The organism is Cryobacterium sp. PH31-AA6, assembly GCF_030063195.1.
GTDB lineage: Bacteria > Actinomycetota > Actinomycetes > Actinomycetales > Microbacteriaceae > Cryobacterium.
Map to the genome: position 1 here is coordinate 35,707 of NZ_JASISS010000005.1, position 26,526 is coordinate 62,232.

Annotated in this window: 27 protein-coding genes and 1 riboswitch; of the genes, 11 read left to right on the forward strand and 16 right to left on the reverse strand. The window is 68.1% G+C overall.

Features of this window, described 5'->3' with window-relative positions; genetic code table 11:
• Positions 1–17 precede the first annotated feature (17 nt).
• The 6 genes from QMG61_RS05765 to QMG61_RS05790 form a co-directional block, all read right to left on the reverse strand.
• Positions 18–2,363 carry an MFS transporter gene (locus QMG61_RS05765; RefSeq protein ID WP_283493387.1) on the reverse strand — a complete coding sequence of 782 codons (2,346 nt, stop codon included), beginning with the start codon at positions 2,361–2,363 and terminating at the stop codon, positions 18–20.
• Positions 2,364–2,428: 65 nt separating this feature from the next.
• Positions 2,429–2,752 carry a YciI family protein gene (locus QMG61_RS05770; RefSeq protein WP_283493388.1) on the reverse strand — a complete coding sequence of 108 codons (324 nt, stop codon included), beginning with the start codon at positions 2,750–2,752 and terminating at the stop codon, positions 2,429–2,431.
• 36 nt (positions 2,753–2,788) lie between these two features.
• Positions 2,789–3,277, reverse strand: coding sequence for an SRPBCC family protein (locus QMG61_RS05775; RefSeq protein ID WP_283493389.1), 489 nt, complete (start codon positions 3,275–3,277; stop codon positions 2,789–2,791).
• Positions 3,278–3,282: 5 nt separating this feature from the next.
• Positions 3,283–4,278: a TIGR03086 family metal-binding protein gene (locus tag QMG61_RS05780; protein WP_283493390.1), complete on the reverse strand. Its 996-nt coding sequence runs from the start codon at positions 4,276–4,278 to the stop codon at positions 3,283–3,285.
• The gene (locus QMG61_RS05785) at positions 4,278–4,598 is read right to left on the reverse strand and encodes an ArsR/SmtB family transcription factor (protein WP_283493391.1); all 321 of its coding nucleotides are present in this window, start codon (positions 4,596–4,598) and stop codon (positions 4,278–4,280) included. Before QMG61_RS05785 ends, QMG61_RS05780 begins: the two co-directional genes overlap by 1 nt.
• Positions 4,599–4,673: 75 nt before the next feature.
• Entirely contained in the window at positions 4,674–5,156 is a 483-nt protein-coding gene (locus QMG61_RS05790) for a heme-degrading domain-containing protein (protein ID WP_283493392.1), read from the reverse strand.
• Between the two features lie 137 nt (positions 5,157–5,293).
• Here QMG61_RS05790 and QMG61_RS05795 point away from each other — a divergent pair, with 137 nt between their 5' ends.
• The gene (locus tag QMG61_RS05795; RefSeq protein ID WP_283493393.1) at positions 5,294–5,497 is read left to right on the forward strand and encodes a three-helix bundle dimerization domain-containing protein; all 204 of its coding nucleotides are present in this window, start codon (positions 5,294–5,296) and stop codon (positions 5,495–5,497) included.
• Positions 5,498–5,668: 171 nt separating this feature from the next.
• On the opposite strand, the gene QMG61_RS05800 is transcribed toward QMG61_RS05795, so the two are convergent.
• Positions 5,669–6,178: a universal stress protein gene (locus QMG61_RS05800; protein WP_283493394.1), complete on the reverse strand. Its 510-nt coding sequence runs from the start codon at positions 6,176–6,178 to the stop codon at positions 5,669–5,671.
• Positions 6,179–6,352: 174 nt separating this feature from the next.
• Here QMG61_RS05800 and arsD point away from each other — a divergent pair, with 174 nt between their 5' ends.
• Genes arsD through QMG61_RS05815 form a run of 3 tightly spaced genes read left to right on the forward strand, consistent with a single transcriptional unit; the run spans position 6,353 to position 9,221 of the window.
• Entirely contained in the window at positions 6,353–6,778 is a 426-nt protein-coding gene (gene arsD, locus QMG61_RS05805; RefSeq protein WP_283493395.1) for an arsenite efflux transporter metallochaperone ArsD, read from the forward strand.
• Between the two features lie 13 nt (positions 6,779–6,791).
• Positions 6,792–8,594 (forward strand): arsenical pump-driving ATPase, encoded by a 1,803-nt coding sequence (gene arsA / locus QMG61_RS05810; RefSeq protein WP_283493396.1) that lies wholly within the window; start codon positions 6,792–6,794, stop codon positions 8,592–8,594.
• Positions 8,595–8,639: 45 nt separating this feature from the next.
• On the forward strand, positions 8,640–9,221 hold the full coding sequence (locus QMG61_RS05815) for a dienelactone hydrolase family protein (protein ID WP_283493397.1): 582 nt from the start codon (positions 8,640–8,642) through the stop codon (positions 9,219–9,221).
• A gap of 75 nt (positions 9,222–9,296) precedes the next feature.
• On the opposite strand, the gene QMG61_RS05820 is transcribed toward QMG61_RS05815, so the two are convergent.
• Positions 9,297–11,327 (reverse strand): glucose PTS transporter subunit IIA, encoded by a 2,031-nt coding sequence (locus QMG61_RS05820; protein ID WP_283493398.1) that lies wholly within the window; start codon positions 11,325–11,327, stop codon positions 9,297–9,299.
• A gap of 248 nt (positions 11,328–11,575) precedes the next feature.
• A riboswitch (guanidine-III (ykkC-III) riboswitch) is annotated at positions 11,576–11,640 on the forward strand.
• Positions 11,641–11,652: 12 nt separating this feature from the next.
• Here QMG61_RS05820 and QMG61_RS05825 point away from each other — a divergent pair.
• A complete protein-coding gene (locus QMG61_RS05825) occupies positions 11,653–11,976 on the forward strand; it encodes a DMT family transporter (RefSeq protein ID WP_283493399.1) in 324 nt (107 codons plus the stop codon).
• Positions 11,977–12,042: 66 nt separating this feature from the next.
• Here the strand turns inward: QMG61_RS05825 and QMG61_RS05830 are convergent, their stop codons facing one another.
• Complete coding sequence (locus tag QMG61_RS05830; protein WP_283493400.1) at positions 12,043–12,870, reverse strand: SDR family NAD(P)-dependent oxidoreductase; 828 nt, start codon at positions 12,868–12,870, stop codon at positions 12,043–12,045.
• A gap of 409 nt (positions 12,871–13,279) precedes the next feature.
• Here QMG61_RS05830 and QMG61_RS05835 point away from each other — a divergent pair, with 409 nt between their 5' ends.
• Positions 13,280–13,954: a haloacid dehalogenase type II gene (locus QMG61_RS05835; RefSeq protein ID WP_283493401.1), complete on the forward strand. Its 675-nt coding sequence runs from the start codon at positions 13,280–13,282 to the stop codon at positions 13,952–13,954.
• Positions 13,955–14,041: 87 nt separating this feature from the next.
• Here QMG61_RS05835 and QMG61_RS05840 read toward each other — a convergent pair whose 3' ends face one another.
• Together QMG61_RS05840 and QMG61_RS05845 are read right to left on the reverse strand one after the other, a co-directional pair.
• Positions 14,042–14,335 carry a putative quinol monooxygenase gene (locus QMG61_RS05840; RefSeq protein ID WP_283493402.1) on the reverse strand — a complete coding sequence of 98 codons (294 nt, stop codon included), beginning with the start codon at positions 14,333–14,335 and terminating at the stop codon, positions 14,042–14,044.
• Positions 14,336–14,396: 61 nt separating this feature from the next.
• On the reverse strand, positions 14,397–14,711 hold the full coding sequence (locus QMG61_RS05845) for a hypothetical protein (protein ID WP_283493403.1): 315 nt from the start codon (positions 14,709–14,711) through the stop codon (positions 14,397–14,399).
• A gap of 201 nt (positions 14,712–14,912) precedes the next feature.
• Here QMG61_RS05845 and betT point away from each other — a divergent pair, with 201 nt between their 5' ends.
• From betT to QMG61_RS05860, 3 genes are read left to right on the forward strand one after another with little or no spacing between them, the layout of a single operon-like run.
• On the forward strand, positions 14,913–17,051 hold the full coding sequence (betT, locus tag QMG61_RS05850; protein WP_283493404.1) for a choline BCCT transporter BetT: 2,139 nt from the start codon (positions 14,913–14,915) through the stop codon (positions 17,049–17,051).
• Positions 17,048–18,523: an aldehyde dehydrogenase family protein gene (locus tag QMG61_RS05855; protein ID WP_283493405.1), complete on the forward strand. Its 1,476-nt coding sequence runs from the start codon at positions 17,048–17,050 to the stop codon at positions 18,521–18,523. Before betT ends, QMG61_RS05855 begins: the two co-directional genes overlap by 4 nt.
• Before the next feature lie 27 nt (positions 18,524–18,550).
• Positions 18,551–20,125: a GMC family oxidoreductase gene (locus QMG61_RS05860; RefSeq protein ID WP_283493406.1), complete on the forward strand. Its 1,575-nt coding sequence runs from the start codon at positions 18,551–18,553 to the stop codon at positions 20,123–20,125.
• On the opposite strand, the gene QMG61_RS05865 is transcribed toward QMG61_RS05860, so the two are convergent.
• The 5 genes from QMG61_RS05865 to QMG61_RS05885 form a co-directional block, all read right to left on the reverse strand.
• Positions 20,122–21,351, reverse strand: a complete 1,230-nt coding sequence (locus QMG61_RS05865; protein ID WP_283493407.1) for a DUF2254 domain-containing protein — start codon at positions 21,349–21,351, stop codon at positions 20,122–20,124. The two genes, QMG61_RS05860 and QMG61_RS05865, sit on opposite strands and share 4 nt — an antisense overlap.
• 62 nt (positions 21,352–21,413) lie before the next feature.
• The gene (locus tag QMG61_RS05870) at positions 21,414–22,658 is read right to left on the reverse strand and encodes an MFS transporter (RefSeq protein ID WP_349357991.1); all 1,245 of its coding nucleotides are present in this window, start codon (positions 22,656–22,658) and stop codon (positions 21,414–21,416) included.
• A gap of 32 nt (positions 22,659–22,690) precedes the next feature.
• On the reverse strand, positions 22,691–22,915 hold the full coding sequence (locus tag QMG61_RS05875; RefSeq protein WP_283493408.1) for a YgaP-like transmembrane domain: 225 nt from the start codon (positions 22,913–22,915) through the stop codon (positions 22,691–22,693).
• Between the two features lie 59 nt (positions 22,916–22,974).
• Entirely contained in the window at positions 22,975–23,595 is a 621-nt protein-coding gene (locus QMG61_RS05880) for a class I SAM-dependent methyltransferase (protein ID WP_283493409.1), read from the reverse strand.
• A 121-nt stretch (positions 23,596–23,716) separates the two neighbouring features.
• Positions 23,717–25,084 (reverse strand): helix-turn-helix transcriptional regulator, encoded by a 1,368-nt coding sequence (locus tag QMG61_RS05885; protein WP_283493410.1) that lies wholly within the window; start codon positions 25,082–25,084, stop codon positions 23,717–23,719.
• Between the two features lie 120 nt (positions 25,085–25,204).
• Between QMG61_RS05885 and hxlB the strand changes: the two genes are divergently transcribed.
• Complete coding sequence (gene hxlB / locus QMG61_RS05890) at positions 25,205–25,807, forward strand: 6-phospho-3-hexuloisomerase (protein WP_283493411.1); 603 nt, start codon at positions 25,205–25,207, stop codon at positions 25,805–25,807.
• Between the two features lie 91 nt (positions 25,808–25,898).
• A complete protein-coding gene (gene hxlA / locus QMG61_RS05895; RefSeq protein ID WP_283493412.1) occupies positions 25,899–26,522 on the forward strand; it encodes a 3-hexulose-6-phosphate synthase in 624 nt (207 codons plus the stop codon).
• Positions 26,523–26,526 lie beyond the last annotated feature (4 nt).

Consider the following 26,526-nt stretch of genomic DNA (forward strand, 5'->3'; position numbering starts at 1 on the left):
GGATCACCGCCCTGCCGTCAGGGTCGCCGGAAAAGCTCCACGGGCATCATCGAGAGAGGTGCGCGCAGGGCGATGAGCGCCCTGGCCTGTTCGTCGAGGACTTTGTCCTCCGTGGTGATCAGGGTGAGGGGGGTGACCGGTTCGGCGTGCCCGTCCGGCCCCATCGCCACGAAGATGCTCATGCACGCGGTGGTGAGCTGGAGGTCGTGCGGGTTCCTCGGGCTGCCCGAGCGCACGCGAATGCTGATGTGCATGCTGCGATGGCCGGTGTGAATCAGCCGGGCATCCACCTCGACGATGTGCCCGATGTGAATGGGCCGGTAGAAGTGAATGCCGCCGGAATAGACGGCCACCGCCGCCTCCGAGCTCCACGCCGCCGCGGTGGCGTAGGCGGCCTCGTCGATCCAGCGCATGACGGTGCCGCCGTGGGCGTTCCCGCCCCAGTTCGCGTCGGCGGGAGCGGCCAGAAAGCGGAACACGGTGCGCGGCGTCGTGCCAGCGTCGGTATATTCTGCTGAGCGCATGACGGATTGGATGCGTTTGCGGGGCTCCAGCCTGGCCTGCGCGTTCTGCTGCAGTTCCCGGTCGACGTCCGAGTGGGGCACCCAGGTCGGTACCTCCCGGGGCTTGCCGGTGTCGTTGACGGCGACGAAAACGAGGATGCAGTGGGTCGCTGCACTATATTCCCTCGCGCGCACATCCGTGGTTTCGACCGTGACCAGCACGTGCATGCTCGTGCGTCCGGTGTGGATGATCCTGGCGTGTACCTCGACCAGGTTGCCCGGCTTGATCGGCCGGGTGAAGTGCACGTTGCCAACGTATGCCGTCACGGTGTCCGAGGCGCTCCAGCCGACCGCGCAGGCATACGCGGCCTTGTCGATCCACTCCAGCACGCTGCCGGCGGCCACCGTGGCTCCCGAGGCCGCCACGTCCTGGGGGACGGCCATGAAACGCAGCGTGATGCGGTCGGAGGGCTCAGCGGGCCCATCGGTGGCGGCGGTGGTCGGTGTCGTCGGGGTGATCACGGGAACTCCAAGGGAGCCGGGTCGGGGGCCTGGTTCCAGAATCCCACGCCGGACCTGGATAGGGGAAGGATCAACCTGCCGCGCATCGAGGCGTTGCCTCCGGATCGTTGCCCAGAGCAGGGCGACGGCCAGCCCCTGGAGGATGACGACGATGGTGGTGAGCACCGATACCCGGTCATAGAGCGCCCCGGCCAGCGCTCCACCCGCCAGTGCTGCCGCACCCTCGAAGGCGGCGAAGATGCCGTAGGCGGTGCCGCGCAGGCCGTTCGGCACCAGATCCGCGACGAGCGCCTTGACCGTGGACTCCTGCACACCGGTGGCGGTGCCCCAGAGCACGGCGCCGACGATGACGGCGCCGAGCTGGGCCGACAGGGAGAGCCCCGGCACGAAGGCGATCATCAGGGGCAGGGAGTAGAGCACGCCGGAGCCGAGCCTGTCATAGGCGTACCCGCTGGCCAGAGCGCCAAGCGCGGCCGAGCCCATGGCGGTCGCGTAGACGAGCGGAACCGCCGCGAGGGGAAGAATGCCGGCATCCACGAGGTGGAAGGCGATCACGCCGAAGCTGACCAGTCCGATCGTCGACACGCCAACGGTCGACGCGAACAGGTAGAACGTGCGCGGAAGCCTGAAGGCCGCAGGAGGGTCGGCCGGGTTGCTCGCACTGACCGGCGGCGTCACGGGCCGAGGCCGGTCCCGGCTGCCCTCATAGACGCTGAGGTCTGGCACGCGTGCGCGCATCCAGACGAGGATGCCGATCGCCAGGGCACCCGGAACCGCCAGCACGGCGAAGGCCGGCCAGATCACCGTCGTCGCGGCGATCACGGCGGAGACGAGCAGCGGTCCGAGCAGCGCCCCGGCCTGGTCGAGGGACTTGTGTACGGCGAAGCCCCGCCCGCGGCCGACGGCACCGGCCGCGTTCGCGAGGAGCACGGTCTTCGCCGGGCTGCGGATCGCCTTACCGGTGCGTTCGGCCAGGATGAGCGCGCTGGCGAGCACCAGGCCGGCACCGCCCACGAAGGGGGTGACGGCGAGCAGGGGAACGCAGAGCGCCGTCAGGGCATAGCCGGCAATGGTGAAGGTCCAGTAGCGGCCGGTTCGATCCGACCAGGGTCCGGAGACGAGCCGGAGGACGAGCGCACAGGCCTCGCCCAGACCCGCGACGACGCCGACGATCAGTGCGGATGCCCCGAGCTGGCCCAGAAGCGGGCCGGTGAGTGACTGGGCACCATTGGAGGCGATGTCGACGACGAGGCTCACGATACCGAAGTTCAGCACCACCCGCCAGGCCGACCACCGGCGTGCGGGCGGTGCGGCGCCGACGGACTCTGGCTCGACCATCGGTGCCTCCTGACGAAGAGGGCGGCCGGCCGGGGTGCCGGCCCCGGCCGGATCTTGATCTGAGGTTACATCTGTCCGAGTTCGAAGATCTGCAGGCTGAACCGGCCCTTGCCTTCGCTGAGGAACGGGTGGCCGTCCGCGAGGGCTTTCGCCTGGTCGAGGTCAGCGGCCTCGACGATGCTGTACCCGGTCAGGTCGGCCGCCGGTGCGGTCGATCCGTCGTCGACGACAGCGGCGCCGCGGGCGAACGGGGCGCCGCCGTCGACGAGAGCCGACCCGATCCGACCCATCCAGGCTCCCCATGCCGCGGTCTCCTTCTCACTCTGTTCAGGAGTGAACTGGTCCATTGGGGTGGCGGGGCCCTGGTAGATGTAGATGAACTTGCTCATGGTGTTTCCTTCCTGTCGGGGCACCGGGCCGGGCGGTCAGGTGCGGTTTTCGTGGGTATCGGGCACCCCCGGGCCTGTGGCTCCGGGGTCGGTCGCTTCGAGGATGCCGGCGAGTCGTCGTAGGTCCCCGGTGATATTGGATCTCATCGCCACCGCCATGAACGGGGCGACGAGCCGGGAGAAGCCGCTCGGCGCGCCGCTGTTGCGCAGGGTCATCCGGGTGCGCGAAGCGTCCAGGGCGGCCCAGGTGTATTCGGTGCGCATCGGGAATGGGCCCTCCAGGGTGCGCATCACGAGCCGTTCGCCAGGCACGTACTCCTCAATCTCATAGGTGTAGTCGAGGGTCCGGCCGAGGAACGTCGCGATGAAGGCGATCCGTGCGCCGGGGGCCAACGGTCGCGGACTGCGCCACTCCGCAGAGGCGATTCTCGAGTACCACGTCGGCGCGTTGTCGGGATTGGCCGCGTAGTCCGCGACCTCCCGGCAGGGACGGCTGATGATGATCTCCGTTCGCACATCGACCACGGGAATCACTCCGAGTCCCGGCGGCCGGTGAAGGCCAGCAGCCGGGTCAGGCTCGAGGCCGAGTCCTCGACCTCCCTGGCCGCGTGGAATCTGCCGGAGCCGCGGACCGGGTCGGTAATCGTCCGGCGGGCCAGGTCGAGGACGTAGTCGGAGAGCGCCGGGGCCACCTCCAGGTGTTGCCCGGTCGCGGTCGCCAGATCCCAGGCGTGCACCAGCAACTCCAGGTTCAGCATGTTCGTCACCGTCGTCGTGGGAATGCGGCCCCGCCCGAGGTCGAGGGTGCCGTCCAGCCCGCGGAGCCTGAGGGCCTCGAGGGTCTTCTGGGCGATGTCGGCGATCCGCACCTCGGCAGGGGCAGCGGCGGGGCCGGCGGAGGAGGTGGAACCGGGCACGGGGATCCCGAGGGCCGCGCCGATCCGGGTAATCGAACCGTCGAGGTGAGTGACAAGTTCGACGACGGTGAAATCCTCGCACGGAGTCTGGGCATCCACGTTCTCCGCGGTCACGCCGCGCAGCACGCGCTGCAGAATGGCGAGGGCCGCCTCGGCGCTGGCAAACGGGTCGAGCGGATCCGGGCTGGCGGCCCACTCGTCCGGCCCGACGTCACCCTCGACGCCGAGGGTGACCAGGCGGCCGAGGAAGTGGTTCCAGCCCTCCGCGTGGCTTGCCGCCTGCTCGGCGGTGAGGCCGTCGTGAACGAGCCGCAGGGTCGTTCCGCCCTCGACCGCGTCGAGGGTGATCGAGACGGTGGAGGCCCCGGGCGGCAGGTCGGTCGAGCCCTCCCAGCCCCAGGTGAGCACGACCCGCTTGCCCGGTTCGATCTCGGTGAAGGTGCCGGCCGCGGAATGGCCGGGCAGGATGGTCCACCGGTACTCACCGCCCACCCGAAGGTCGACCCGGGCGGCGACGGCCTTCCAGCGGCGCAGGCGCTCCGGCTCGGTGACCAGCCGGAAGACCGCGTCGGGGTCGAGCGGCAGAAAGACGGTTTTGTCGAAGGGCATCAGGATTCTCCTTGTGCGTGGCGCGGACGAGTGTCCTGCGCATCGGCTACGAGCTGATCGAGTTCGCTGGTCCAGAAGGCGTCGAAAAGGCCGCGGAGCCGGTTCATTCCCGCCCGGTCCAGACGGTAGTGGCGGTTGCGGCCCTCCTTGCGGGCGGCAACCAGCCCGGCGCCTTCGAGCAGCAGCAGGTGCTGCGAGATCGCGGAACGGCTCACCGCGAACTCGCCGGACAACTCGGTCACGGTGCGCTCTCCGTGGGCGAGTAGTTGGAGCAGCCGGCGCCTGCTGGGTTCGGTTGCCACCTCGAGCAGATCGACCATGAAGAAAGGTTAGCAGTCGCTAACGCATCTGGCAATGGCTCGGTCGCCCAGGCCGGAGCCGTGAGGTGGAGCGGATCAGCCTCGTGCGAGCCGGTGTTCCGCCAGCGCCTCGACGACGAGGTCGTGGTCGTCGCGCTGGGCCAGTCCGGAGACGCCGACCACGCCGATCAGCGAGCCCCGCACGCGCAGCGGGAATGCGCCTCCGTGGGCGGCGTGCGTCGCCGGGTCCAGGTTCGACGACGTCTGGAAGTCCCGCCCGAGGGAGCGGAACCGCGTGCCGACCGCGAACGAAGAGTTCGCGAAACGGCGCACGACCCGGAACTTGTTCTCGAGCCAGGCGTCGTTGTCCGCACTCGAGCCGGGCAGCGCGGCGTGGAAGACCCGCTGGTCGCCGAACATGATCGAAACGGCGATCGGATGCCCGCGGTCCAGGCCCAGCTCGACGAGCCGGGAGCCGACGGCCCAGGCGTCGCCGAGGTCGAAGGAGTCGAATTGGATGGTGCGTTCCTGGTCGAGCAGGATCGTGAGAAGCTCTGCGGCCTCCGATGCGTCCGTCATGGCGCGCCTTTCGACGGGCGCGTCGGTGTGCGCCCGAGGTGCCAGTCTTCCATGGGCCAGACCCGACGAGGCCGGCAAAGCCGAGCGGGGCCGGGCGGCGAGTTGACCAAACGTCGGGCGGGGCAGACACTGGACAGGTGAACCCTCAAGAGGAAAACCGTGCCGTCGCCAAGGTCATTGACCGTTTGGCCGAGAAATTCCCCGAAGCACCGCGAGAGCGCATCGAAGAGACCGTGCACGAACAGCAGTCCGCACTGGCGGACAATCCCGTGCGCGATTATGTTCCCGTTTTGATCGAGCACGCTGCGAGGGATCGCCTACGGAGCCCTGCGGCACGCTGAACGCGGCCGGCGACTGGGGTCGTTGAGTCAGTTCGATCTCGATCCCTCGCTTCGCCGGCGAGCAGTACGCGGTCGTCGTCGACCATGATCACGTCCGCTTCGGCTTCCCCTCGCCGGGACCCGCAGCCCGGGACGCGGGCGCGACGGCGGTCAGCCGAGTTTCAGTTCAGGTCAGCCCAGTTCCCAGGGGAGCCGTTCGTCAATCGGAATCGGAGCGAGCGGGATCATCACCACCGGGCGATGCTGGCGGTGAGCGAGCCGCACCGCGATCGACCCGGTGAAGAAGGCCTGGAGACCGCCACGGATGCCCGATTCCCGGGTGCCGACGATGATCATCGCTGCGCCCAGGGTCTCGGCGAGATGGCCAAGGGCCAGGGCGGGGTCGCCGGCCAGGGCCCGCGTGCTCCACGTCACCCCGCGCCCCTCGAGCAGGGTCTCGAGGTGGGCGAGCAGACCGGGGTGGAACCCCTCGTCACCGAGGTCGGTGATGTCGGGGTCGAACGACAGGGTGGACATGCTGCCGTCCTGGTGTTCGGAGACCATGTACCGGCCGGAATCGACCCAGGCGAAGACGAGCTCCGCGGCGAAATGCGAGGCGAAAACAACCGCCTGCAGCACGACGGCGTCGGGCTGGCCGAGTGCGACGCCCACGATCACCGTGGCCGGATGCCGTTCGGTCATGTTGTGCTTCCTTTCGACGGGCTTCGATGCCAGTGTGATCGTGGCACCGACCAGACTCGAGCGCGAGGGACACGCTATCGGCACGCATTGATCGATGTTCATCGATATGATGGAGTCACCGACACCACGGACAAGTCGTCCCCCCACGGATGCCGGACCAGGAGTTGGTGCGCAATGGCAAACATCCAGATTTTCGAACCGGGCCTGTGCTGCGGCACGGGAATCTGCGGCGTCGATGTGGACGAGGCACTGATCACCGTCTCGGCCGACCTCGACTGGGCGAAGTCCCGGGGCGGGCAGGTCACTCGGTTCAATCTGGCCCAGGAGCCGTTGGCCTTCGTCGAGGACGCGGTGGCCAATGCCTTCCTGCAGACGGCCGGGGAAGAGGGGCTCCCGCTCACCGTTGTCGACGGCGCCACGGTGCTGACCGGGCGGTATCCGTCGCGGGCGGAGCTGGGCAAGTGGGCCGGAATCAACGCCCACGACTCCGCGGTGCAGCCGGAGGGCTCACCACGCCTGCTCGCCATGGCGGCACCGGCCGCGACGCCCGACGCCGAGTCGGCCTGTTGCGGCGGCGGCGCCGACGGTGGCTGCTGCTAGTCAGGGGAACGCTATGACCGGCCCCCGCTTCCTCGACCATCCACCGCGCTTCCTCTTCCTCACCGGCAAGGGCGGGGTGGGGAAGACGTCGATCGCCTGCGCGAGCGCGGTGCGCCTGGCCGACGGTGGGGCATCCGTGCTCCTGGTCAGCACCGACCCCGCGTCCAACGTGGGCCAGGTCTTCGGCGTGGTGATCGGCAACACTCTCACCCCGATCGACGCGGTGCCCGGGCTGACCGCCCTCGAGATCGATCCGGAACAGGCGGCGGAGCAATACCGTGAACGGATCGTCGGACCTGTGCGGGGCCGCCTGCCTGCCGCCCAGGTGGCCTCGATCGAGGAACAACTGTCCGGCGCCTGCACCACCGAGATCGCCTCGTTCAACGAGTTCACCGAACTGCTCACGGATGCCGGCTGGACCGCCGCGTACGACCACATCGTCTTCGACACGGCCCCTACTGGGCATACGATTCGGCTGCTCCGGCTGCCCGGCTCGTGGACCGACTTTCTCACCGAGGGAACCGGCGATGCCTCCTGCCTCGGGCCGCTGTCGGGGCTCGAGAAGCAGCGCGAGGTCTACGCGGAAGCCGTTGCGGCGCTGTCCGACCCTGACCGGACCCGGCTGGTGCTGGTCGCCAGGGCACAGCGTTCGACCCTCGCCGAGGCCGCCCGCACCCAGGCCGAACTGGCCGGGATCGGCATCACCGGGCAGCATCTGGTCGTCAACGGGATCCTGCCCGAGCCGGTGGGGGACGCCGGGAACGGCCAGGCGGGCGACCGGCTGGCCGCGGCCATCCGGGCCAGAGAACAGGGGGCGCTCGCAGCGATGCCCGAATCCTTGCGGAACTCACCGACTGACCTCGTGGCGCTGAAGAGCACGAACATGGTGGGGCTCAGGGCGTTGCGGGGTCTGCTCGAACCGGAAGTCGTGCCGGTGCAGAGTGGCCCGTCGGCGCAGGTGGACCCGGCGCCGCTGGCTGCCCTCGTCGACGAGATCGCGGCCGGCGGCCACGGGCTCGTCATGCTGATGGGCAAGGGCGGGGTGGGCAAGACCACCATGGCGGCGGCGATCGCCGTGCAGCTGGCCGAACGCGGACACCACGTACACCTGACGACGACGGACCCGGCTGCCCACCTCGTCGACACGCTGGTCGGCGAACTCGCGGGGCTCGAGGTGTCCCGGATCGACCCGGCCGTCGAGATCGCGACCTACACGGAGCGGGTGATGCGCACCAAGGGCGCCCACCTCGACGAGCAGGGCAAGGCAATGCTCCGGGAGGACCTCCGGTCGCCCTGCACGGAGGAGATCGCCGTCTTCCAGGCCTTCTCACGGGTCACCCGCGACGCGAAGGACTCCTTCGTCGTGATGGATACGGCCCCGACCGGTCACACCCTGCTGCTGCTCGACGCCACGGGCTCGTACCACCGCGAGATCCAGCGTCAGATGGGCCCGGGAATGCACTTCACCACTCCGATGATGAAACTGCAGGACCCGGAGCAGACCAAGGTCATCCTGGTCACCCTGGCCGAGACGACACCGGTGCTCGAGGCCGCCGAACTGCAGGACGACCTGCTCCGCGCCGGAATCACGCCGTGGGCCTGGATCGTGAACAACTCGATCGCGGCGGCGGAGCCGCGGTCCCCGCTCCTGCGGCTGCGGGCTCAGGGTGAACTGCCGGAGATCGCTCGCGTGCGAGAGCTGGGGGCGCCCCGGTTGGCGGTCGTTCCCCTGCTCGCGGTCGAGCCGGTCGGCATCCCGGCACTGGCCGCCCTCGGCGGGTTCCCGGCGCTGCAGGAATCCGACCGCCGGGTGTAGGGTCCTCTCGCCGGTCGACCTCGCCGGTCATTGAAGGAGGCAGTCATGACCCGGATCGTGTTGTTCCACCACGCGCAGGGGCTGACCCCGGGGGTGCTCGCCTTCGCCGACCGGCTCCGCACCGCCGGACACGAGGTGCATACTCCCGACCTGTTCGACGGTGCGACCTTCGGAACCATCGAGGCCGGCATGACTCATCTGGGCGAGCTCGGGTTCGAGGAAATCATGGACCGCGGCGCCCGCGCAGCCGAAAATCTCGGCGGGGACCTGGTGTTCGGCGGGTTCTCGTTGGGCGTGGTGCCGGCCCAGATGCTGGCCCAGACCCGCCCCGGCGCATTGGGTGCCGTGCTGTGTTACTCCTGCGTGCCGGCGACGGAATTCGGGGAGGCGTGGCCGGCCGGGGTGCCGGTGCAGATCCATGGCATGGACGCCGACCCGTACTTCGTCGGCGAGGGTGACCTCGATGCAGCCCGCGCCATCGTCGACTCGGCGCCCCTCGCCGAATTGTTCCTCTACCCGGGCGATCAGCACTACTTCGCCGACAGCTCGCTGCCGTCCTACGACGCCGCGGCCACGGAGCTCCTGGTGCAGCGGGTCAGCGACTTCCTGGCCCGGGTTCGCGGCTGAACGCCCGGAAACGACACAAGGTGGGCAGAAAACTCTCTGCCCACCTTGTGCCCCGGCTGTGTTACCCGGAGGGTTCTACTTTGCGCCGACCGTGATCAGCGGGCTGCCCACCTCGACCGAGCCGGATGCGGCCTGGTCGATCGAGCCGAACTTCTTCGGGTTCGTCACGAGCACCGGGGTGACCAGCGAGTAGCCGGCCTCCTCGATCACGGCGCGGTCGAAGGTCACCAGCGGAGTACCGGCCTCGACCCGGTCGCCTGCGGAGACCTTGACCTCGAAGCCCTTGCCGGCCAGGTTGACGGTGTCAATGCCCACGTGAATGAGCATTTCCACGCCGTTGTCGAGCAGCAGCCCGAAGGCGTGGCCGGTCGGCTGAGCGACGACGACCTTGCCCGCACCGGGTGCGTACACGGTGTCCCCGGTCGGGTCCACTCCGACGCCGAGTCCGACGATGCCCTTGCTGAACACGGGGTCCGGCACGTCGACGAGGGGAACGACGATTCCGGCAACCGGCGAACCGATCGTGGCGAGCACGGTGGCAACCGCGGTGCCCGTACCGGCCATTGAAGCGACGGCAACCGGCGCTGCGACGTGCGAGGCAGCAACGGCGGCCTTCTTGGCGCTCTCTGCAGCTTCGTCCTCGGCAGCCTGAGCGGCAACTTCGGCCTTCTGCTCTGGCGTCTGGTAACCGGAGAGGATCACGAGGATCATCGCGGTGAAGAAGGCTGCGGCAATGGCGATCGTGTACAGCGGGATGTTGTCGAACGCGGGGATCGTCAACAGCGAGGTGAACACGAATGCGCTGGTCTTCACGCCGCCGCCGAGACCGATGATAACGCCACCGACGAGGCAACCGATGAGCATCCGCGGGTAGATGCGCTTGAACCGGAGGTGGATTCCGTAGAGCGATGGTTCGGAAATACCACCGAGGAGTCCGGCCGCAAGAGCGCCGGTCGCTGTCTGCTTCATCAGCCTGTCCTTCTCGCGGATGGCGAGGAAGAGCACACCGGCAGTCGCGCCGAAGGCCGCGAAGTTCCAGGCACCCATCGGGCCCTGGATGAAGTCATAGCCGAGGGACTGGATGTTGAGCAGCATGACCGCGTTCAGGGGCCAGTGCAGGCCGAGCGGAACCATGAACGGGTAGGCCAACGGAATGACAACCGCGAAGATGAACGGCGAGAAGTCGTTGATCGAGTTGAGGAAGTTACCGAGCCCGGCACCGCCGTAGACGCCGATCGGGCCGATGACGAATGCGGTCAGCGGGATCATGACGAGCATCGCGATGAACGGCACGAAGATCAGCTGAACGCTGGACGGGATGATCTTCTTCAGGTACTTGGTCAGCAAAGCGAGGACCGCGGCCATGATCAGCGGCGGGAACACCTGCGAGCTGTAGTCGAAGACGGTCAGCGGCAGTCCGAAGATCTGCACGACGGATGCGTGGCCGCCGAAGACCGACTCTGCACCGTCGGTCTGCCCGATCGCGGCGAAGCCGGGCAGCATGACGACGGCCATGATGCCGAAGCCGACCCAGGGGTCGGCGCCCATCCGCTTGGACGCGTTGTAGGCAACCATGAGCGGCAGGAAGACGAAAACACCCTGCCACATCAGGTTCACGAACTGCCAGGACGGGTCCAGGGTGACGCCCGGCGCGTTCCAGGCCGGAATGACACCGAGGGTCGCCATCAGGGCCATGAAGGTGATGAACAGTGACGCGCCAAGCAGCGCACCCAGGATCGGACGGAACGAGTCGGACAGAACCTCGAAGAATGTGTCGAGTCCGGCGAACTTTCCGCGGGGTCCCTTTGCGCGTTCCGCTGCCTTAACGTCGGCGATGCTGTCGCCCTTGCCCATGTTCTTCAATTCGGGAAGCGCCATAATGTCGTTGTACACGGTCTCAACGGCTCCGCCGATGACAACCTGGTAGCGGTTGCCGGTCTGCGGGACGGCGCCGAGGACCAGGGGGATCGCCTCGACGGCCTTCTGATCGATGCCCGACGCGTCCTTGAGCGTGAAGCGTAGGCGGGTGGCGCAATGGGTGAGGGCCACCACATTATCGGCCCCTCCAATGCTGTTAATAATGTCTGCAGCGGGTTTCGATGCCACCGTGGACTCCTTTGGTATTGGTGCGGAACACGTGGTTCCCGCTTGGCACAACCCAGCGCGTACCTAATAGCCGCCTGAGAAGTTCCTACTTGTCGTGCATATCATTAGCAATGATAAGGGATTTCGGCCGTATCGGCGAAAGCGCTTGCATACGGCGGTGCCGGAGAGTGCCCGGACGCGGTGCCGGAGAGTGCCTGGACGCGGCGCCGGGGACTCCCCGTGAACGCGCAGGCTGCTCCGATAGCCTGATCAGGCCGCGAACCGCGGCACCGGACGAGGGATCAGTACCCGGCACGCGACAAGACTGGCCAGGAAAGTGGTCGTCATGTCATGGATCGTACTTATCGTGTCCGGTGTTCTCGAGGCCGTCTGGGCCACCGCGCTGGGCAAGTCCGCCGGCCTCACCAGGCTGTGGCCATCGGTGGTCTTCGTCGGGGCGCTGCTGCTCAGCATGGGCGGGCTGGCCTGGGCCATGCGAGACATATCCACCGGCACGGCCTATGTGGTCTGGGTCGGGACCGGAGCGGCGCTCACCGTTCTCTATGCGATCGTCTTCGATGCGGAGCCGGCGTCGCCGGTCAAGATCCTGCTCATTCTCGGGCTCGTGGCGTGCGTGGTCGGGCTCAAGATCGTTGACGGCGGGCACTGAACCGTCCGACCGGGCCGGCCGGGGGCATCCGCCGCGCGAATGCCCCCGGTCGACCGCGACCGTTCGCTAGATGCTGCGGTGGTCGCGCACCGCGAGCTCAAGAGCCTCAAGCCCGGGTGCGAGGGCCGCGTCGACCGCCAGCGGGTCGGTGACGTTCAGCTCCTGCATCGCCCGGCGGCCTTCCGGGGCGGTGTTGATCTCATGTTCTCCGGCCTCGAGCGCGGCAATCAGGTCGGTGATGACGTCCTCGAGGCTCCGGCGTCCCCAGCCGAGGTCTGCCCCGGCGTTCTGCGAGGCCATCATGGCCGTGTCGGTCGCACCGGGATAGACGGTCGCGACGTGAACGCCCGTTCCGATCAGCTCGCGGCGGAGGGACTCGCCGAACTGGGCGATGCCCGCTTTCGTGGCCGCGTAAATCGAGTAGAAGGGCATCCCGACCAGCGCAATCCCACTGGAAACGTTCAGGAGGATGCTGCCGTGCCTCTGCCCGCTCTGACGCAGTGCGGGCAACAGGGCCTTGGTCAGCAGGATCGGGGCGGTGAGGTTCAGATCGATCATTGAGTGGACATCCGCGTCGCGCGTCAGCTCGAGCCGGCCCGCCCGCACATTGCCGGCGTTGTTGACGAGGAGGTCGACGACTCCCCAGGACGCGACCGTCTCCGCAATCCGCTCAACGGAGCCGGGTTGGGTGAGGTCCTCGACGAGGATCTCGGTCGTGCCGCCTTCCACGGCGACGAGCCGCGCGGTTTCGGTGAGTGTGGCCAGGCGGCGACCGACCAGCAGCAGGTGGCCTCCACGACGACCGAACTCGAGTGCGAGGGCTCGCCCGATTCCCTGCCCGGCGCCCGTGATGATTCCGCGTCGGTTGGTGAGGTCCAGAGTGGTGCGATCCATGGGAGATCTTCTTTCCGTTGATTCCGGCGGGGCGACGGCGGCCGGTCTTCCCGGCCGCCGTCCCCGATGCGTCTCAAGGAGAACCACGCGCGGGGGGAGAAATTCCCGGCTGTATGGCCCCTGAGAGCGACCGTGGTTGTGTTACCCGGCGACGGACGCCTCTGCCGCGACGACGACCTCGCCCAGCGTCCTGCCGGACTCCACTAGCGCGTGCGCCGCCCGGAGGTTCTCCGCGTTGATCGGATCCTGGCTCGTGGGGTCGGCTGCGCGCGGCTGGTTGTGTAGGCGATAGCCTTCATGGTTTGGGTCATGGGTCAACCAGGACCCAGGGGTACTAGCTACCGTCAAGGGCCACTGGTAACTTTCGGATACCAAACAACGGGCCTCATCACCGACCAAGGAGCCGACAGTGAACACCACGCCGTCAGTGATCGTTTTCGACGTCAACGAGACCCTCTCGGACATGTCCCCGATGGAGGCCCGGTTCATCGAAATTGGCGCCCCCGGTCACCTGGCCCGCACCTGGTTCGCCGCCCTGTTGCGCGACGGCTTCGCCCTGGCCGCGGCGGGTGGCAGTGCGAAATTCTCGGTGGTCGGCGCCGACGTCCTGCGCGGTCTGTTGCGCGATATCGCCCTCACCCGAGCCCTGGACGAGGCCGTGACTTTCGTCATGGACGGCCTTGGGGAATTGACCCTGCACCCGGACATCACCGACGGGGTCCGGACCCTGAGAGGCGCTGGCTATCGCCTCGTGACGCTGTCCAACGGGTCAGCGCAGGTGGCCCAGACCCTGCTCGGCAGTGCGGGGATCCGGGATGACTTCGACGCCCTGCTCACGGTCGAGGACGCCCCGGCCTGGAAACCGGTCCGATCCGCCTATCAGTACGCCGCGGATGTCTGCGGGGTTGAGCCGGCCGAGCTGCTCCTGGTCGCCGTGCACCCGTGGGACATCCACGGGGCAGCCCAGGCGGGCCTGCGGACTGCCTGGCTGAATCGAACCGGCGCGGACTATCCCCGCTACTTCGAGACCCCGGACTACACGGTCTCTGCCCTGGGCGAGCTCGTGGGCCACCTGCGGGCCTAGGCACATTCAGCCGTCGGTAGCGCTCCGTCCGGCAGGCCCTCGGCGGCGGTCCAGCTCCCACTCAGCGCGATCGCAGTGTCTGCCGATTCAGATGTCGACGGCGGTCTCGAACTTCGACACCTGAGGGGCGGCGGCCAGAAGCGAGCCGAGTTCGGTCGCCCCTGCGCCGGCGCGCCATTCGCGGTACGCCGCATCGGCTTCGGCAGAAGCCCACCGCTCCAGCAGGATCAGGTGAGCTGGGTCTTCGGAATCGATGAGGACGTCGACGCCCAGGCACCCCTCAAAGGCCCGGGTCCCGGCGAGGATGTCCCGCAGCACGGCCGGCGCGCCGGCTTGCGCCTCTGGCTTCAGGCGGAGGTCGAGAAGAACGGTCAGGGCCATGGTGCTCCAAACTTGGTGAGGGGAAGACGAGTCGCGGTGTGGCTTGGACATTGAGGATCTGCTAGCCGTCTACACCGAGGTTACGGATGCTTGCCTCGCCCTTGTTCTCGGTCAGCAGCGGCCATCCACCGGACGTGATCGGCTCGGTGACCTCGTGCAACGTGACGCAGAATCCGCAGACACCCAGGATATTGTCTTCGAGTGCGACGGCGAGAGGATTCATCTTGTGCCCGTGGTTCGAGATGGCGGCCAGGTCCTGCTCTACGACGCGACCGTCAAGGCAGCGAAGGTGGGCCGCGACGCCGGCCTGGTTCGCGAGGCAAGCTGAGATCCAGCGTTCACGCACGTCGACGATGATCCGCTTCGCGGTCGACATTTCGGCTTCCAGCAGACATCATGGCAGGTAAGCCTTTTCCACCACCCTCGTTTGAGGACAGCCAGGACCCCGCTATCCGCAATGGAAGCGACAGCGCCTGTGCCCGTGAACTGCTTGCCTCCACTCCCTGCGTATTTCTGCGCACACCTGTGCACCTCTGCTCGCCTGACCGATTGTCACCCCATTTAAGGACGTGCGGCCATGGCCGAACAACCGATCTCAGCTTCATCCAACAGTGCCCCACCGGCATCCCGCCCGTCGGAGCCCGCCACGACCAGGGTCAATAAGACCGTCTTCCTCGGGTCCGCGACGGGCATCATCGCGATTGCGCTGTGGGCCATCCTCGCTCCAGAGAACGCGAACGCGGTGATCGGCTCCGTCGTCACCTGGGTGTCGACCAACCTTGGCTGGTACTACTTCCTCATTGTCACTCTCGTTGTGATCTTCGTCGTCGGGACTGCCGTGTCCAGAGTCGGCAAGACCAGGCTCGGACCCGACCATTCCCGGCCACAGTTCAGCCTGTTCACGTGGACGGCGATGCTTTTCGCGGCGGGGATCGGCATCGACCTGATGTTCTTCTCCGTATCCGAGCCGGTGACCCAATACCTTGCTCCACCGACGGGCGACGGCAGCACCGTCGAGGCCGCCCGCCAGGCCATGGTCTGGACGCTCTTCCACTACGGCGTCACCGGTTGGGCGCTTTACGCGCTGATGGGATTGGCGCTGGGCTACTTCGCCTACCGGCACAATCTGCCACTCAGCATCCGCTCCGCCCTGTACCCCATCTTCGGCAAGAGAATCCACGGCGGAATCGGCCATGCCGTGGACATCGCGGCGATCCTGGGCACAATCTTCGGCATCGCCACGTCACTCGGAATCGGTGTCGTACAGCTCAACTACGGGCTGAAGTTCATGTTTGACATGCCGGAGAACGTCTACGTGCAGGGATCACTGATCGCCTTGTCCGTGCTGATGGCCGGTGTGTCAGTTGTTTCCGGCGTAGAGAAGGGCATCCGTCGGCTGTCCGAGATCAACGTCATCCTGGCCATCGGCCTGATGCTCTTCGTGCTCATCGTCGGCAACACGAGCTTCCTGCTCGACTCCATCGTGCAGAACATCGGTGACACGCTCAGCCGATTCCCTGGCATGACTCTGGACACGTTCGCCTACGACCGCCCGGATGCCTGGATGAACGGGTGGACGTTGTTCTTCTGGGCCTGGTGGATCGCCTGGGCGCCGTTCGTCGGACTGTTCCTCGCCCGCATCTCACGCGGCCGCACCATTCGGGAGTTCGTCGCGGGCACGATGATCATCCCGTTCGCGTTCATCCTGCTTTGGATCTCCATCTTCGGCAACAGTGCCCTCTCGATCGTCATCGGCGGCGACGCGGGCTTCGGTGACGTGGCGATGAATTCGCCGGAACGGGGCTTCTACTCGCTGCTGGCAGAGTTCCCCGGCGCGCCGTTCAGCGCCGCCGTTGCCACCTTCACCGGCCTGCTCTTCTACGTCACCTCCGCCGACTCCGGTGCGCTCGTGATGGCGAATTTCACCTCGCACCTCAAGGATGCGGATGCCGACGGACCCAAGTGGCTGCGGCTGTTCTGGGCCATCACCACTGGTGTGCTGACGCTGGCCATGCTGCTGGTGGGCGGCATCCCGACGCTGCAGAACGCGACCATCATCATGGGGCTCCCGTTCTCCGCGGTACTGCTCTTCATCATGCTGGGCCTGTACAAGGCGCTACGACTCGAACAATCCCTGTCGGACAGCTACCGGGCGAGCCTGCCCGGCCTTCTCTCCGGTCGCTCCGGCGAGACGGCACGCGGAGGAAACTGGCGGCGGCGGCTCTCCCGCGCCATGAGCTTCCCCGGGCAGCGCCAGGCCGAACGATTCGTGGCCCAGGTGGCACAGCCCGCACTGCAGGAGGTGCATGACGAACTGGTCGCCCAGGGCGCCGACGTCACCCTCAGCCAGGGACTCGTGGATGGGCTGCAGATCCCGCACCTCGACCTGCTGGTCTCGATGGGTGACGAGCGCGGTTTCAAGTACCAGATCTACCCGGTGCAGTTCGACACCCCCACCTATGCGGTGAGGGCGGCGTCGGCCGGCGCCAAGTACTACCGGATGGAGGTGTTCTCCCTGGAGGGCAGCCACGGCTACGACCTGATGGGTTACAGCAAGGAACAGGTCATCACCGATGTGCTCGACCACTACGAGACACACCTGGATTTCCTGCACCTGAACCGGGAAGCCCCCGGCGGCAACACCCTGGTGGCGGACGATCATCTGGCCAAAGACAATTGGGAAGCCGACTTCGAGTCGGATGAGGTACCACAATGACCGCGACGACACTCTTCATCGATGGGGCCTGGGTCGGGTCGTCCGACGGCGGAACCCGCCAGATCTCCTGCCCGGCGGACGGAACTCCCGTCGGCATCGTTTCCGAGGCGACGACGGCGGATGTCGAGTCCGCGATCCGCGCGGCCCGCACCGCCTTCGACGCGGGCGCCTGGCCCTCCACGCCGGCACCCGAGCGGGGCGATTTCCTGCTTCGGGTGGCCGCAGGACTGCGGGAGCGGAAGGACGCCTTTGCCCGGGCCGAGACGCTCGACACCGGCAAAAGGCTGGTCGAAAGCGAGATCGACATGGACGACATCGCGAACTGCTTCGCCTACTTCGGCAAGCTCGCCGGCCAGGACGCCGGACGGGTCGTCGACGCGGGCGATGAAAGCGTGGTCAGTCGCATCGTGCACGAGCCGGTCGGGGTGTGTGGCTTGATCGCGCCGTGGAACTACCCGCTCCTGCAGGCCGCGTGGAAGATCGCCCCTGCCCTCGCCGCCGGGAACACGTGCATCCTCAAGCCCAGCGAACTGACCCCGCACACCTCCATCCTGATGATGGAACTCCTGGACGATCTCGGCCTGCCGAAGGGCGTGGCCAACCTGGTACTCGGCGCCGGTCCCGTGGCCGGCGCGCCGCTCTCCAGCCATCCCGATGTCGACATGGTCTCCTTCACCGGCGGTCTGGAAACCGGAAAGAGGATCGCGGCGGCGGCCGCCGCAACGGTGAAGAAGGTGGCACTCGAGCTCGGCGGGAAGAACCCCAACGTCATCTTCGCCGACGCCGACTTCGACGCCGCCGTGGACAATGCGCTCAACGGCGCCTTCGTGCACTCCGGCCAGGTTTGCTCAGCCGGTGCGCGCATCGTGGTCGAGGAATCGATCGCGGAGAAATTTGTCGACGAGCTGGTGCGTCGGGCCGGGCAGATTCGCCTCGGCGGTCCGTTCGATCCAGACGCTGAGACCGGCCCGCTGATCTCCGCCGCGCACCGCGACAAGGTCAGCGCCTACGTGGCCAGGGGTGTTGCCGAGGGCGCCCGGCTCCGCTGCGGCGGAACCTGGGGAGAGGGCGACCTCGAAAAGGGCTTCTATTACACCCCCACAGTGCTCGACCAGGTGCGCCGCGGCATGTCCGTGGTCATCGATGAGGCCTTCGGCCCAGTGGTGACCGTGGAGACGTTCCGGGGCGAAGACGAGGCCGTTGCAATCGCCAACGACACCGTCTACGGTCTCGCGGGTGCGGTCTGGTCGCAGGACGCGGGGAAGTGTCAGCGGGTCGCCAAGCGGCTCCGCCACGGCACGATCTGGATCAACGACTTCCACCCCTACCTGCCGCAGGCCGAGTGGGGCGGTTATGGCCAGTCCGGCACCGGTCGGGAGCTGGGGCCAACCGGCCTGGCGGAGTACCAGGAAGCAAAGCACATCTACCAGAACACGGCCCCGCAGGTCACGGGTTGGTTCGCTGTCCGTTAGCGGGCGTCGAGAAGAGGAATGCAGGCCATGACAGAACTCACCATCAAGGAATTCGACTACATCGTGGTGGGCGGCGGTTCCGCCGGCGCAGCCGTCGCAGCCCGGCTGAGCGAGGACCCGGAGGTGTCGGTGGCGCTGGTCGAGGCCGGTCCCGACGACCGCGGCATCGATGCAATCCTCCGGCTGGACCGCTGGATGGAGCTGCTCGAATCCGGCTATGACTGGGACTACCCGATCGAACCGCAGGAGAACGGTAATTCCTTCATGCGTCATGCGCGCGCGAAGGTGATGGGCGGCTGCTCCAGCCACAACTCGTGCATCGCCTTCTGGGCGCCCAGGGAGGACCTGGACGAATGGGCAGGCAAGCACGGCGCTGAGGGGTGGGAGGCCGCGAGCACGCTGCCCCTGTTCACCCGGCTGGAGACCAACGAGGACACGGATGATCACCACGGCCAGGACGGCCCGGTGCACCTGATGAACGTGCCGGCCACCGACCCGTGCGGGATCGCTCTGCTCGATGCCTGCGAACAGGCCGGAATCCCCCGGGCCAGGTTCAATGCCGGCACCACGGTGGTCAATGGCGCAAGCTTCTTCCAGATCAACCGTCAGGCCGACGGCACCCGCGCGTCCTCGTCGGTGTCCTACATCCACCCGATCATGCAGCGGGAGAATTTCACGCTGCTGACCGGCCTGCGGGCGCGCAGGCTCGTCTTCGACGAGGCCCTCCGTTGCACCGGCGTCGACGTCGTTGACGCGGCTTTCGGCAGGACGCACCGACTCACCGCGCGCCGGGAGGTCATCCTCTCCGCCGGGGCGATCGACTCGCCGAAGTTGCTCATGCTCTCCGGGATCGGCCCGGCCGAGCACCTGCGCGACCACGCAATCACGGTGCTGGTGGATTCACCGGGCGTCGGCGAAAACCTGCAGGACCACCCGGAGGGTGTCATTCAGTGGGAGGCGAAGAAGCCCATGACGTCGACGTCCACCCAGGGGTGGGAGCTCGGCATCTTCACGACCACGGAGGACGGTCTCGACCGCCCCGACCTGATGTTCCATTACGGCTCGGTACCCTTCGACATGCACACCGCGCGCCAGGGCTATCCGACCACGGAGAACGGCTTCTGTCTGACCCCCAACGTCACCCATGCCAGGTCGCGCGGCACGATTCGGCTGCGCAGTAACGACTATCGGGATAAGCCGATGGTGGACCCGCGGTACTTCACCGACCCCCACGACATGAGGGTGATGGTCGCCGGCATCCGCCGGGCACGCGAAATCGTCGCCCAACCGGCCATGGCCGAGTGGGCTGGGGTCGAACTCTACCCGGGTGACGCCGTGCAAACGGATGCCGAGATCACCGAGTACATCCGCAAGACCCACAACACCGTGTACCACCCCGCCGGAACGGTGCGGATGGGCGCGGCGGGCGACGTCGGGTCTCCACTCGACCCGCAGCTCCGGGTCAAGGGCGTGACCGGGCTTCGCGTCGCCGACGCCTCGGTGATGCCGGAGCTGGTCACGGTGAACCCGAACATCACGACCATGATGATCGGTGAACGCTGCGCCGATCTGGTGAAGGCGGCGCGCGCCGAAGTGGGCTAGCCCCGGGCCGCCGGGCCGCCCTGCGCCGGACGGCGCAGGTCGCTGACGACGGCGTTGAGCAGCTCCGTCGTGGTCGGCCCCGCGACCGCCAGCAGGCGATCGGCCAGGCGGAGGGCGGTGGCGACGACGAGGGGATGAGCGAGGCCGTAGGTGGTGACGCCGGCGAATACGTCGCGAATGAGGTCGTCGGGATCGGGCCAGTGCACCAGCACCCGCGGGTTCCCGTCCGCATCCGTGAGCGCCGTCGGCGCGGACGGTCCTTTCAGGAGGGGGACCAGGGCGGTGGCCGCGAGATCGAGGGCGGTGACGGCGGTGTACGGGTCGTTGCTGCCGGAGGCGAGACCGCGCACGGCGACTTCGACGAGTTGCTGCAGGGCGAAGCGAACGTCCTGGCGTGGGGTGCGAGCGGTCCCCACCGTGAAGGCCGCCCGAACGCCGTTGACCACGTCGGCCGCGTGGCCGGACGGGGAGACCTGCACGAGGGGTTCTCCGTGGACCACGTAGTCGCCGGGCATTGCGACCACGTCGATGAGGCATCCGGCATTCTCCGCGATCCGCTCGAGTTGGTCGAGGTCGACCTGCTCAACGTATCCGTCGGTCGCGGTCGTGACCGGAGCCGGATCGTAGAGCGGGAGGCGGGGCGAGTGGAGTGTGCGCTCGGCTGCCTCGGCCGGGTAGATGAGGGCGATGGCGCCGAGCAGGTCGTCCTGGACGCGACGTTGCAGGGTGGTGATCTGCACGGAGTCGGCGATGTGGTGGATGAAGAACACCAGCACCGCCACGTTCACGATGCCGATGAGGACGGCGGCGTGGATGGACACCGACGGGACGAAGCCGCTCCCGTCGGCGGCGGAGCGCACGGAACGCAGCACGACCAGGGCGTAGAGGAACGTGGAGGTGAAGACCGCCAGGACGATCTGGTTCGCACGGTCGGCAAGGAAGTTTCGCACCAGGCGGGGCCCGTAGGTGGAGGAGGTCGTCGCGAGGACGGAAATCGTGATCGAGAACGAGGTGCCGGCGACCGTGATCATCGAGGTGCCGATGATCGAGAGGATGCTTCGTGCGGAGGAGGCGCTGAGCGCGTCCAGGAACACCAGGCGGGTGCCGTTATCGATCAACGTGCGATCAAGGAAGACCAGGGTCTCCGCCACGATAATCGCAACGATCCCGAAGACGGCGGGGAGGAACCAGAACGATTCCCGCGTGCGAAGCAGAAAGGAGCGCATAACTCCTCATCTAATCACGATGCAGAATCAGGGACCCAGGGTTTCCGCACCCGCGCTCGAAGCTAGCGACCTCGCCTCGCCGCGACGAGTCTCAACGTCGACCAGCTCACGATCACGGCCACGAGGATCATGGTGACCAGGCCGAGCCCCGAATAGCCGGCCATCGAGAGGATCGGGCCGGCCAGGGCGCCACCGAGAGCACCGGCCGCGTTCATCGACAGGTCGGAGAAGCCCTGCAGCGGGGCGCGATCGTGCACGCCGACGGCCTCGGCGATCAGCGCGGAGCCGGCGACGACGGATGCCGACCAGCCCAGCCCGAGGAGGATCAGGCCGGCAGTCATGGCGACCGTGGATTCGCCGTTCAGCCAGAAGAGGGTCAGCGCAGTCAACAGCAGCGCCTGGCCGGTGAGGATCACCGGCATCCGTCCGACCCGGTCCGCGAGGGCGCCGAAGACGGGGGAGAGGGCGTACATGCCGGCCACGTGCAGGCTGATCGTGAGGCCGACCACGGTGAGCGTGGCGCCGTGGTCGCGCAGGTGCACGGGGGCCATCGACATCAGGGCCACCATCGTGGCATGGCTGAGGGCGATCACGGCAACGGCGAACCGGGCATTCGGGTTGGACCGGACGATTCCCAGCCCGCCGATCCGGCGCTCGCCGGCGGGCGGGCTCTGGCGGGTGGCCAGCGCCGTGAGCAACGGGTCAGGTCGGAGTCCGACCGAGTAGACGACGGCCGCGCCGAGCGTGGCGAGCAGGGAGAACGCGAACGCCCCGGTGAGCGGCGGGAGGCCGAGGAACGCGCCGACGACCTCGCCGGGGCCGAACAGGTTCGGGCCGAGCACCGCCCCGAGGGTGGTCGACCAGACGACGATCGAGAGGTCGCGGGCGCGGAAGCGAACGCTGGCCAGGTCGGTTGCGGCGAACCGGGCCTGGAGATTGGTGGCCGACCCCGCCCCGAGGAGCATGAGCGCGAGCAACAGCAGCGGGAACGTGTCGACGGCCACGGAGGTGATCGCCAGCACGGCTCCGGTCCCGGCGATCACGGACCCGGTCGCCAGGGATCGACGGCGGCCGCGGGCCTGGGCGAGTCTGGCGAGCGGCACGGCGACGAGTGCCGCGCCGAGCGTGCTCATCGTGGCGGCCATGCCGGACCAGGCGCTGGAGCCGGAAAGCTGGGCGGCCAGCAGGGCTCCCAGGGACAGGGTGGCTCCCATGCCGATGCCGCCGAGGATCTGGCCGATGATGAGTACCCGCACCACCCGGCGCTGCATCGGGCTGTGGTCGGGTGGCGTGCTCGGCGGCGTCACGGGTCGCGACCCGGTCGCGGGCTGGTCGCGGTTCAGGATGGGTAGCTCTTCCGGAAGGCGCGCCCCTGCAACGGCTTGCCGGCGAGCGGGGCGAGCAGGCAGAAATCGAACGCGCCGGCGGCGATGAACACAGCGCCGAGGGCGGCCAGAATCCACCACCAGCCGCCGAGGAGCACGGCCAGGAGCACGAGGATGAGGCCGGCGAAGACTCGCGCCCAGCGACCGGGGGTGGATCCGAGGAACTGAAGAATGAACATCACGTGCTCCCTTGTTCGGTGACTCTCAATATACCCCTTGGGGTAATTGGCGCCGCGCCTCAGGCCGTGGCGACCAGGATGGTGTCCAGCGCCACCCCGCCGGTGTCCGCGGGGGACTCCGGGTCGGCGGCCACGTCCCGGCTGACGGTTTCGCAGCGCAGGATGTGTTCCGGCCCCGCGATCGACGACAACAGTTCCGGGGTGTAGAGGATGTCCGGGTTGCCCGGGCCGTGGCCGCCGGCCGCGATATTGGCCCGGTCGTGGCCGAGCACGAGCAGGTGTCCGCCGGGCGCGAGCCAGTCCAGTGCCCGGGTGAACAGGGTGCGGAGCAGCGCCTCCGGCAGGTGCAGGTACATCACGGTGACCAGGTCGAAGCGTTCCCCGGGTTGCCAGGTCGTGGCATCCGCCACCAGCCAGTCAACGTCGACGCCGGAGGCCGTCGCGTGCTCGGCGGCCTGGGTGATCGCTTCGGCGGAGAAGTCGAGCCCGGTGACGTTCCAGCCCCGGCCGGCCAGCCAGATTGCGTTGCGGCCGTCGCCGGTCGCCAGATCGAGCGCGCGCCCCGGCTTCCAGGGCGCCACGGTGTCCTGGACGAGCTTCGCCGGCAGGGCCGACCAGAGGCGAGCGTCCTGGCCGTCGCGCGCCTGCCGGTAGCGGATGTCCCACTCGTGTGCGTCCATTGCGAGGTCCCCTTCGATACTGCCGGCTTTCGATCTGGCAATTTTCGCACGGTGGATGGATCGTTGATTACCCGGCCTGAGCAGTAGCCGGTTCGTGGCCGGTTCGTGGGAGCGGACGCCGTCAACGGGCGAGCGAGGCGAGCTCCGCCCTCGTGGAGGCACCGACCTTGCGAAGCAGGTTCGCCACGTGGAACTTGACGGTGTTCTCGCTGATCGACAGCGCCTCGGCGATCGCGCGGTTGCGCAAACCGGAGGCGACCAGTTCCAGCACGCCCTGCTCGCGGGGGCTGAGGCCCCATTCGGCGGCCGGAGCCAGGGCGGCGACCGGCGCGTCCAGCGGCAGGGTCACCACCATCTCGGAGCCCCACCCCGCGGTGGCCTCCACCTCGAGGCTGCCGCTGAGCGCGGCAACCCGGCCGGCCAGTCGGCTCACGCTGGGAACGTCGGTGGTGAGGTCGCCCGGCCCGTCGTCGCGGACGCGGATGAGCAGGTTGCTGCCGTCGCAGTCCCACTGCACCCGCACCCGGCCCACCCCCTCCTGGTCGATCAGGGCGAGCACGGCGCCGCGAACGATGGCCCGCCCGGCGTGGGCAACCTCGCCGGGGAGCGCCCGGCCGTTGAGCGGAGGTTCGATGAACTGCACGTCCAGGTCGCCGAACCGCACGAGCGGCCGGAGATCGTCACGCAACCGCTCGAAGGCCTGGGCGACCGGTTCCTCCGACAGCGACCGGTCGCGGTCCGAGACCGCCCGCAGTCGCACCATGGCCTTCGTCGTCAGGTCGATCGCGTTCTGGCGCGCCGCTTCCGGGCTCGCGTCTCGCGCGCGCAGAACGGCGAGGAGCGACTCCAGGGTGGTCGCGTGTGCGTCGGTGAGGTCGGCGATCACCCTGGCCCGCTCAGCGGATGCGGCCCGCGAGTCGAAGAGGTAGGCGGGCGGAGCCGCGGCCACCTGACGACGGATGCCGGCGGCGACGAGCTCCCACAATTGGCCGATCACGGCCAGGGACCGGTCCGGTCCGGTCTCTGGTTCGTCCTCCGAAGCTCCGTCCTCCGAAGCTCCGTCCTCCGAAGCTCCGCCCTCCGTAACGGTGCCGGGTCTGCCGGGCGTCTCGTCCGACTCGGATTCCGGCCCCGGCTCGGGGTCGGTGAGCACGAGCAGCGCGCCCGTCGCGGCGAGCCAGACCGCTACCGGGTGAACCTCGGCGCCGATCATCGCGCCGGCCAGCCACCGGGGTGCGGAGCCCTCCGGCAGGGAGCAACGAAGCGTGTCCAATTCCGCGATCGATACCCGGTCGCTGATCCTGGGGTCTCCGGCCTTCTTCTGCGGCCGCCCGGTGCAGTCTTCGGTGAAGATCACCAGGGCGCTGTGGCCAAGGAGGGGGCGCACCAGCTCGGAGAGGCTCGCAGCCACGCCGAGGAGCGGGCTCGAGAGCACCAGGTCGACGCGCTCGAGCAATTCGATCGAATGGGGTTGGAGAAGGATGTTCACGACTTCAGCCTATCCATTCCCACGTTTGACTCGCTGAATCCACGTCGACCTACCCGGACGGGTAGGCGTACCGTCCTTTTGGCGGGCCGCGCGCCTGCCCGGAACGGCGCACGATGAGGTATGCCTTCCCGCAGCACAGCCTCGCACCCCGAGTCCACCCCCTCGGTCCTGCCCGCCCTTGAACTCATCGCTGCCGAGAACGCCGCCGCCATTCGCCGGCTGCAGGCGGACGCCGGGGCGTCCCTGGACTCGGCCGCCGCACGGTTGCTGGCCGCCCGCAGCGTTTTCGTCCTCGGGGTCGGCCGGTCGGGCCTCGCGCTCAAGATGACCGCGATGCGCCTCATGCACCTGGGACTCCGGGTGCACGTGGTGGGGGAGACGACGTCGCCGGCGATCGGCCCCGGCGACGTGCTGCTGGTGGCCAGCGGCTCGGGCACCACCGGTGCGATCGTGCGTGCGGCCGAGGCTGCGGCCGCGGCCGGCGCCGGGATCGTGGCGATCAGCACGGATCCCGACTCGACGCTCGGCGGCCTGGCCGATGTGACGGTCGTCGTTCTTGCCGCCCGGAAGCAGGACCACGACGGGCAGGTCTCGGCCCAGTACTCCGGCGGCCTGTTCGAGCAGAGCGTCGTGGTCATCGGCGACGCCATCTTCCACGGCTTGTGGAAGGCATCCGGCGCATCGGCCGAGGAGCTGTGGCCACGCCACGCCAACCTCGAATAGTCCGGCACCGTCTCGCCCACCCCGGCCTCCCAGCCCAGCCCGTCTTTCCGACGAATCCAGTCAATCCAACCCACACAGAAAGAAGAACACCATGAAGCTTCAAGTAGCCATGGACGTGCTCACCACGGATGCCGCCCTCGCGCTGGCCGCCCAGGTCGCGCCGCACGTGGACATCATCGAACTCGGCACCCCGTTGATCAAGGCGGAAGGCCTGCGTGCCGTGACCGCCATCAAGGCGGCGCACCCGGATAAGACGGTCTTCGCCGACCTCAAGACCATGGATGCCGGGGAACTCGAGGCGGACCTGGCCTTCACGGCCGGCGCCGATCTGGTGACCGTGCTCGGGGCGGCCGGTGACAGCACCATCGCCGGGGCGGTCGCCGCGGCGCGGAAGCACGGCAAGAGAGTCGTCGTCGACCTGATCGGGGTCGCCGACAAGGTGACCCGCGCCCGAGAGGTCACCGAACTCGGCGCCGCGTTCGTTGAGATGCACGCCGGCCTCGACGAGCAGGCCGAGCCCGGCTTCTCTCTGGCGACGCTGCTCAACCAGGGCGAGACGGCCCGGGTGCCGTTCTCGCTGGCCGGCGGAGTGAGCGTTGCGACGATCGCGTCCGTGCAGCGGGCCGGCGCATCGGTAGCCGTCGCGGGCGGCGCGATCTACGGCGCCCAGGACCCGGCGGCCGCTGCCCAGGCCCTGCGCGCGGCGATCATCTAAGCCT

Coding starts and splice junctions, on each gene's coding strand:
- arsD (WP_283493395.1), top strand. CDS start 6,353: ATGGCAAACATCCAGATTTTCGAACCGGGCCTGTGCTGCGGCACGGGA.
- QMG61_RS05825 (WP_283493399.1), top strand. CDS start 11,653: ATGTCATGGATCGTACTTATCGTGTCCGGTGTTCTCGAGGCCGTCTGG.
- QMG61_RS05880 (WP_283493409.1), bottom strand. CDS start 23,595: ATGGACGCACACGAGTGGGACATCCGCTACCGGCAGGCGCGCGACGGC.
- QMG61_RS05790 (WP_283493392.1), bottom strand. CDS start 5,156: ATGACGGACGCATCGGAGGCCGCAGAGCTTCTCACGATCCTGCTCGAC.
- betT (WP_283493404.1), top strand. CDS start 14,913: ATGGCCGAACAACCGATCTCAGCTTCATCCAACAGTGCCCCACCGGCA.
- QMG61_RS05875 (WP_283493408.1), bottom strand. CDS start 22,915: ATGTTCATTCTTCAGTTCCTCGGATCCACCCCCGGTCGCTGGGCGCGA.
- hxlB (WP_283493411.1), top strand. CDS start 25,205: ATGCCTTCCCGCAGCACAGCCTCGCACCCCGAGTCCACCCCCTCGGTC.
- QMG61_RS05770 (WP_283493388.1), bottom strand. CDS start 2,752: ATGAGCAAGTTCATCTACATCTACCAGGGCCCCGCCACCCCAATGGAC.
- QMG61_RS05800 (WP_283493394.1), bottom strand. CDS start 6,178: ATGACCGAACGGCATCCGGCCACGGTGATCGTGGGCGTCGCACTCGGC.
- QMG61_RS05830 (WP_283493400.1), bottom strand. CDS start 12,870: ATGGATCGCACCACTCTGGACCTCACCAACCGACGCGGAATCATCACG.
- QMG61_RS05765 (WP_283493387.1), bottom strand. CDS start 2,363: ATGGTCGAGCCAGAGTCCGTCGGCGCCGCACCGCCCGCACGCCGGTGG.
- QMG61_RS05785 (WP_283493391.1), bottom strand. CDS start 4,598: ATGGTCGATCTGCTCGAGGTGGCAACCGAACCCAGCAGGCGCCGGCTG.
- QMG61_RS05865 (WP_283493407.1), bottom strand. CDS start 21,351: ATGCGCTCCTTTCTGCTTCGCACGCGGGAATCGTTCTGGTTCCTCCCC.
- QMG61_RS05780 (WP_283493390.1), bottom strand. CDS start 4,278: ATGCCCTTCGACAAAACCGTCTTTCTGCCGCTCGACCCCGACGCGGTC.
- arsA (WP_283493396.1), top strand. CDS start 6,792: ATGACCGGCCCCCGCTTCCTCGACCATCCACCGCGCTTCCTCTTCCTC.
- hxlA (WP_283493412.1), top strand. CDS start 25,899: ATGAAGCTTCAAGTAGCCATGGACGTGCTCACCACGGATGCCGCCCTC.
- QMG61_RS05860 (WP_283493406.1), top strand. CDS start 18,551: ATGACAGAACTCACCATCAAGGAATTCGACTACATCGTGGTGGGCGGC.
- QMG61_RS05840 (WP_283493402.1), bottom strand. CDS start 14,335: ATGGCCCTGACCGTTCTTCTCGACCTCCGCCTGAAGCCAGAGGCGCAA.
- QMG61_RS05815 (WP_283493397.1), top strand. CDS start 8,640: ATGACCCGGATCGTGTTGTTCCACCACGCGCAGGGGCTGACCCCGGGG.
- QMG61_RS05855 (WP_283493405.1), top strand. CDS start 17,048: ATGACCGCGACGACACTCTTCATCGATGGGGCCTGGGTCGGGTCGTCC.
- QMG61_RS05845 (WP_283493403.1), bottom strand. CDS start 14,711: ATGTCGACCGCGAAGCGGATCATCGTCGACGTGCGTGAACGCTGGATC.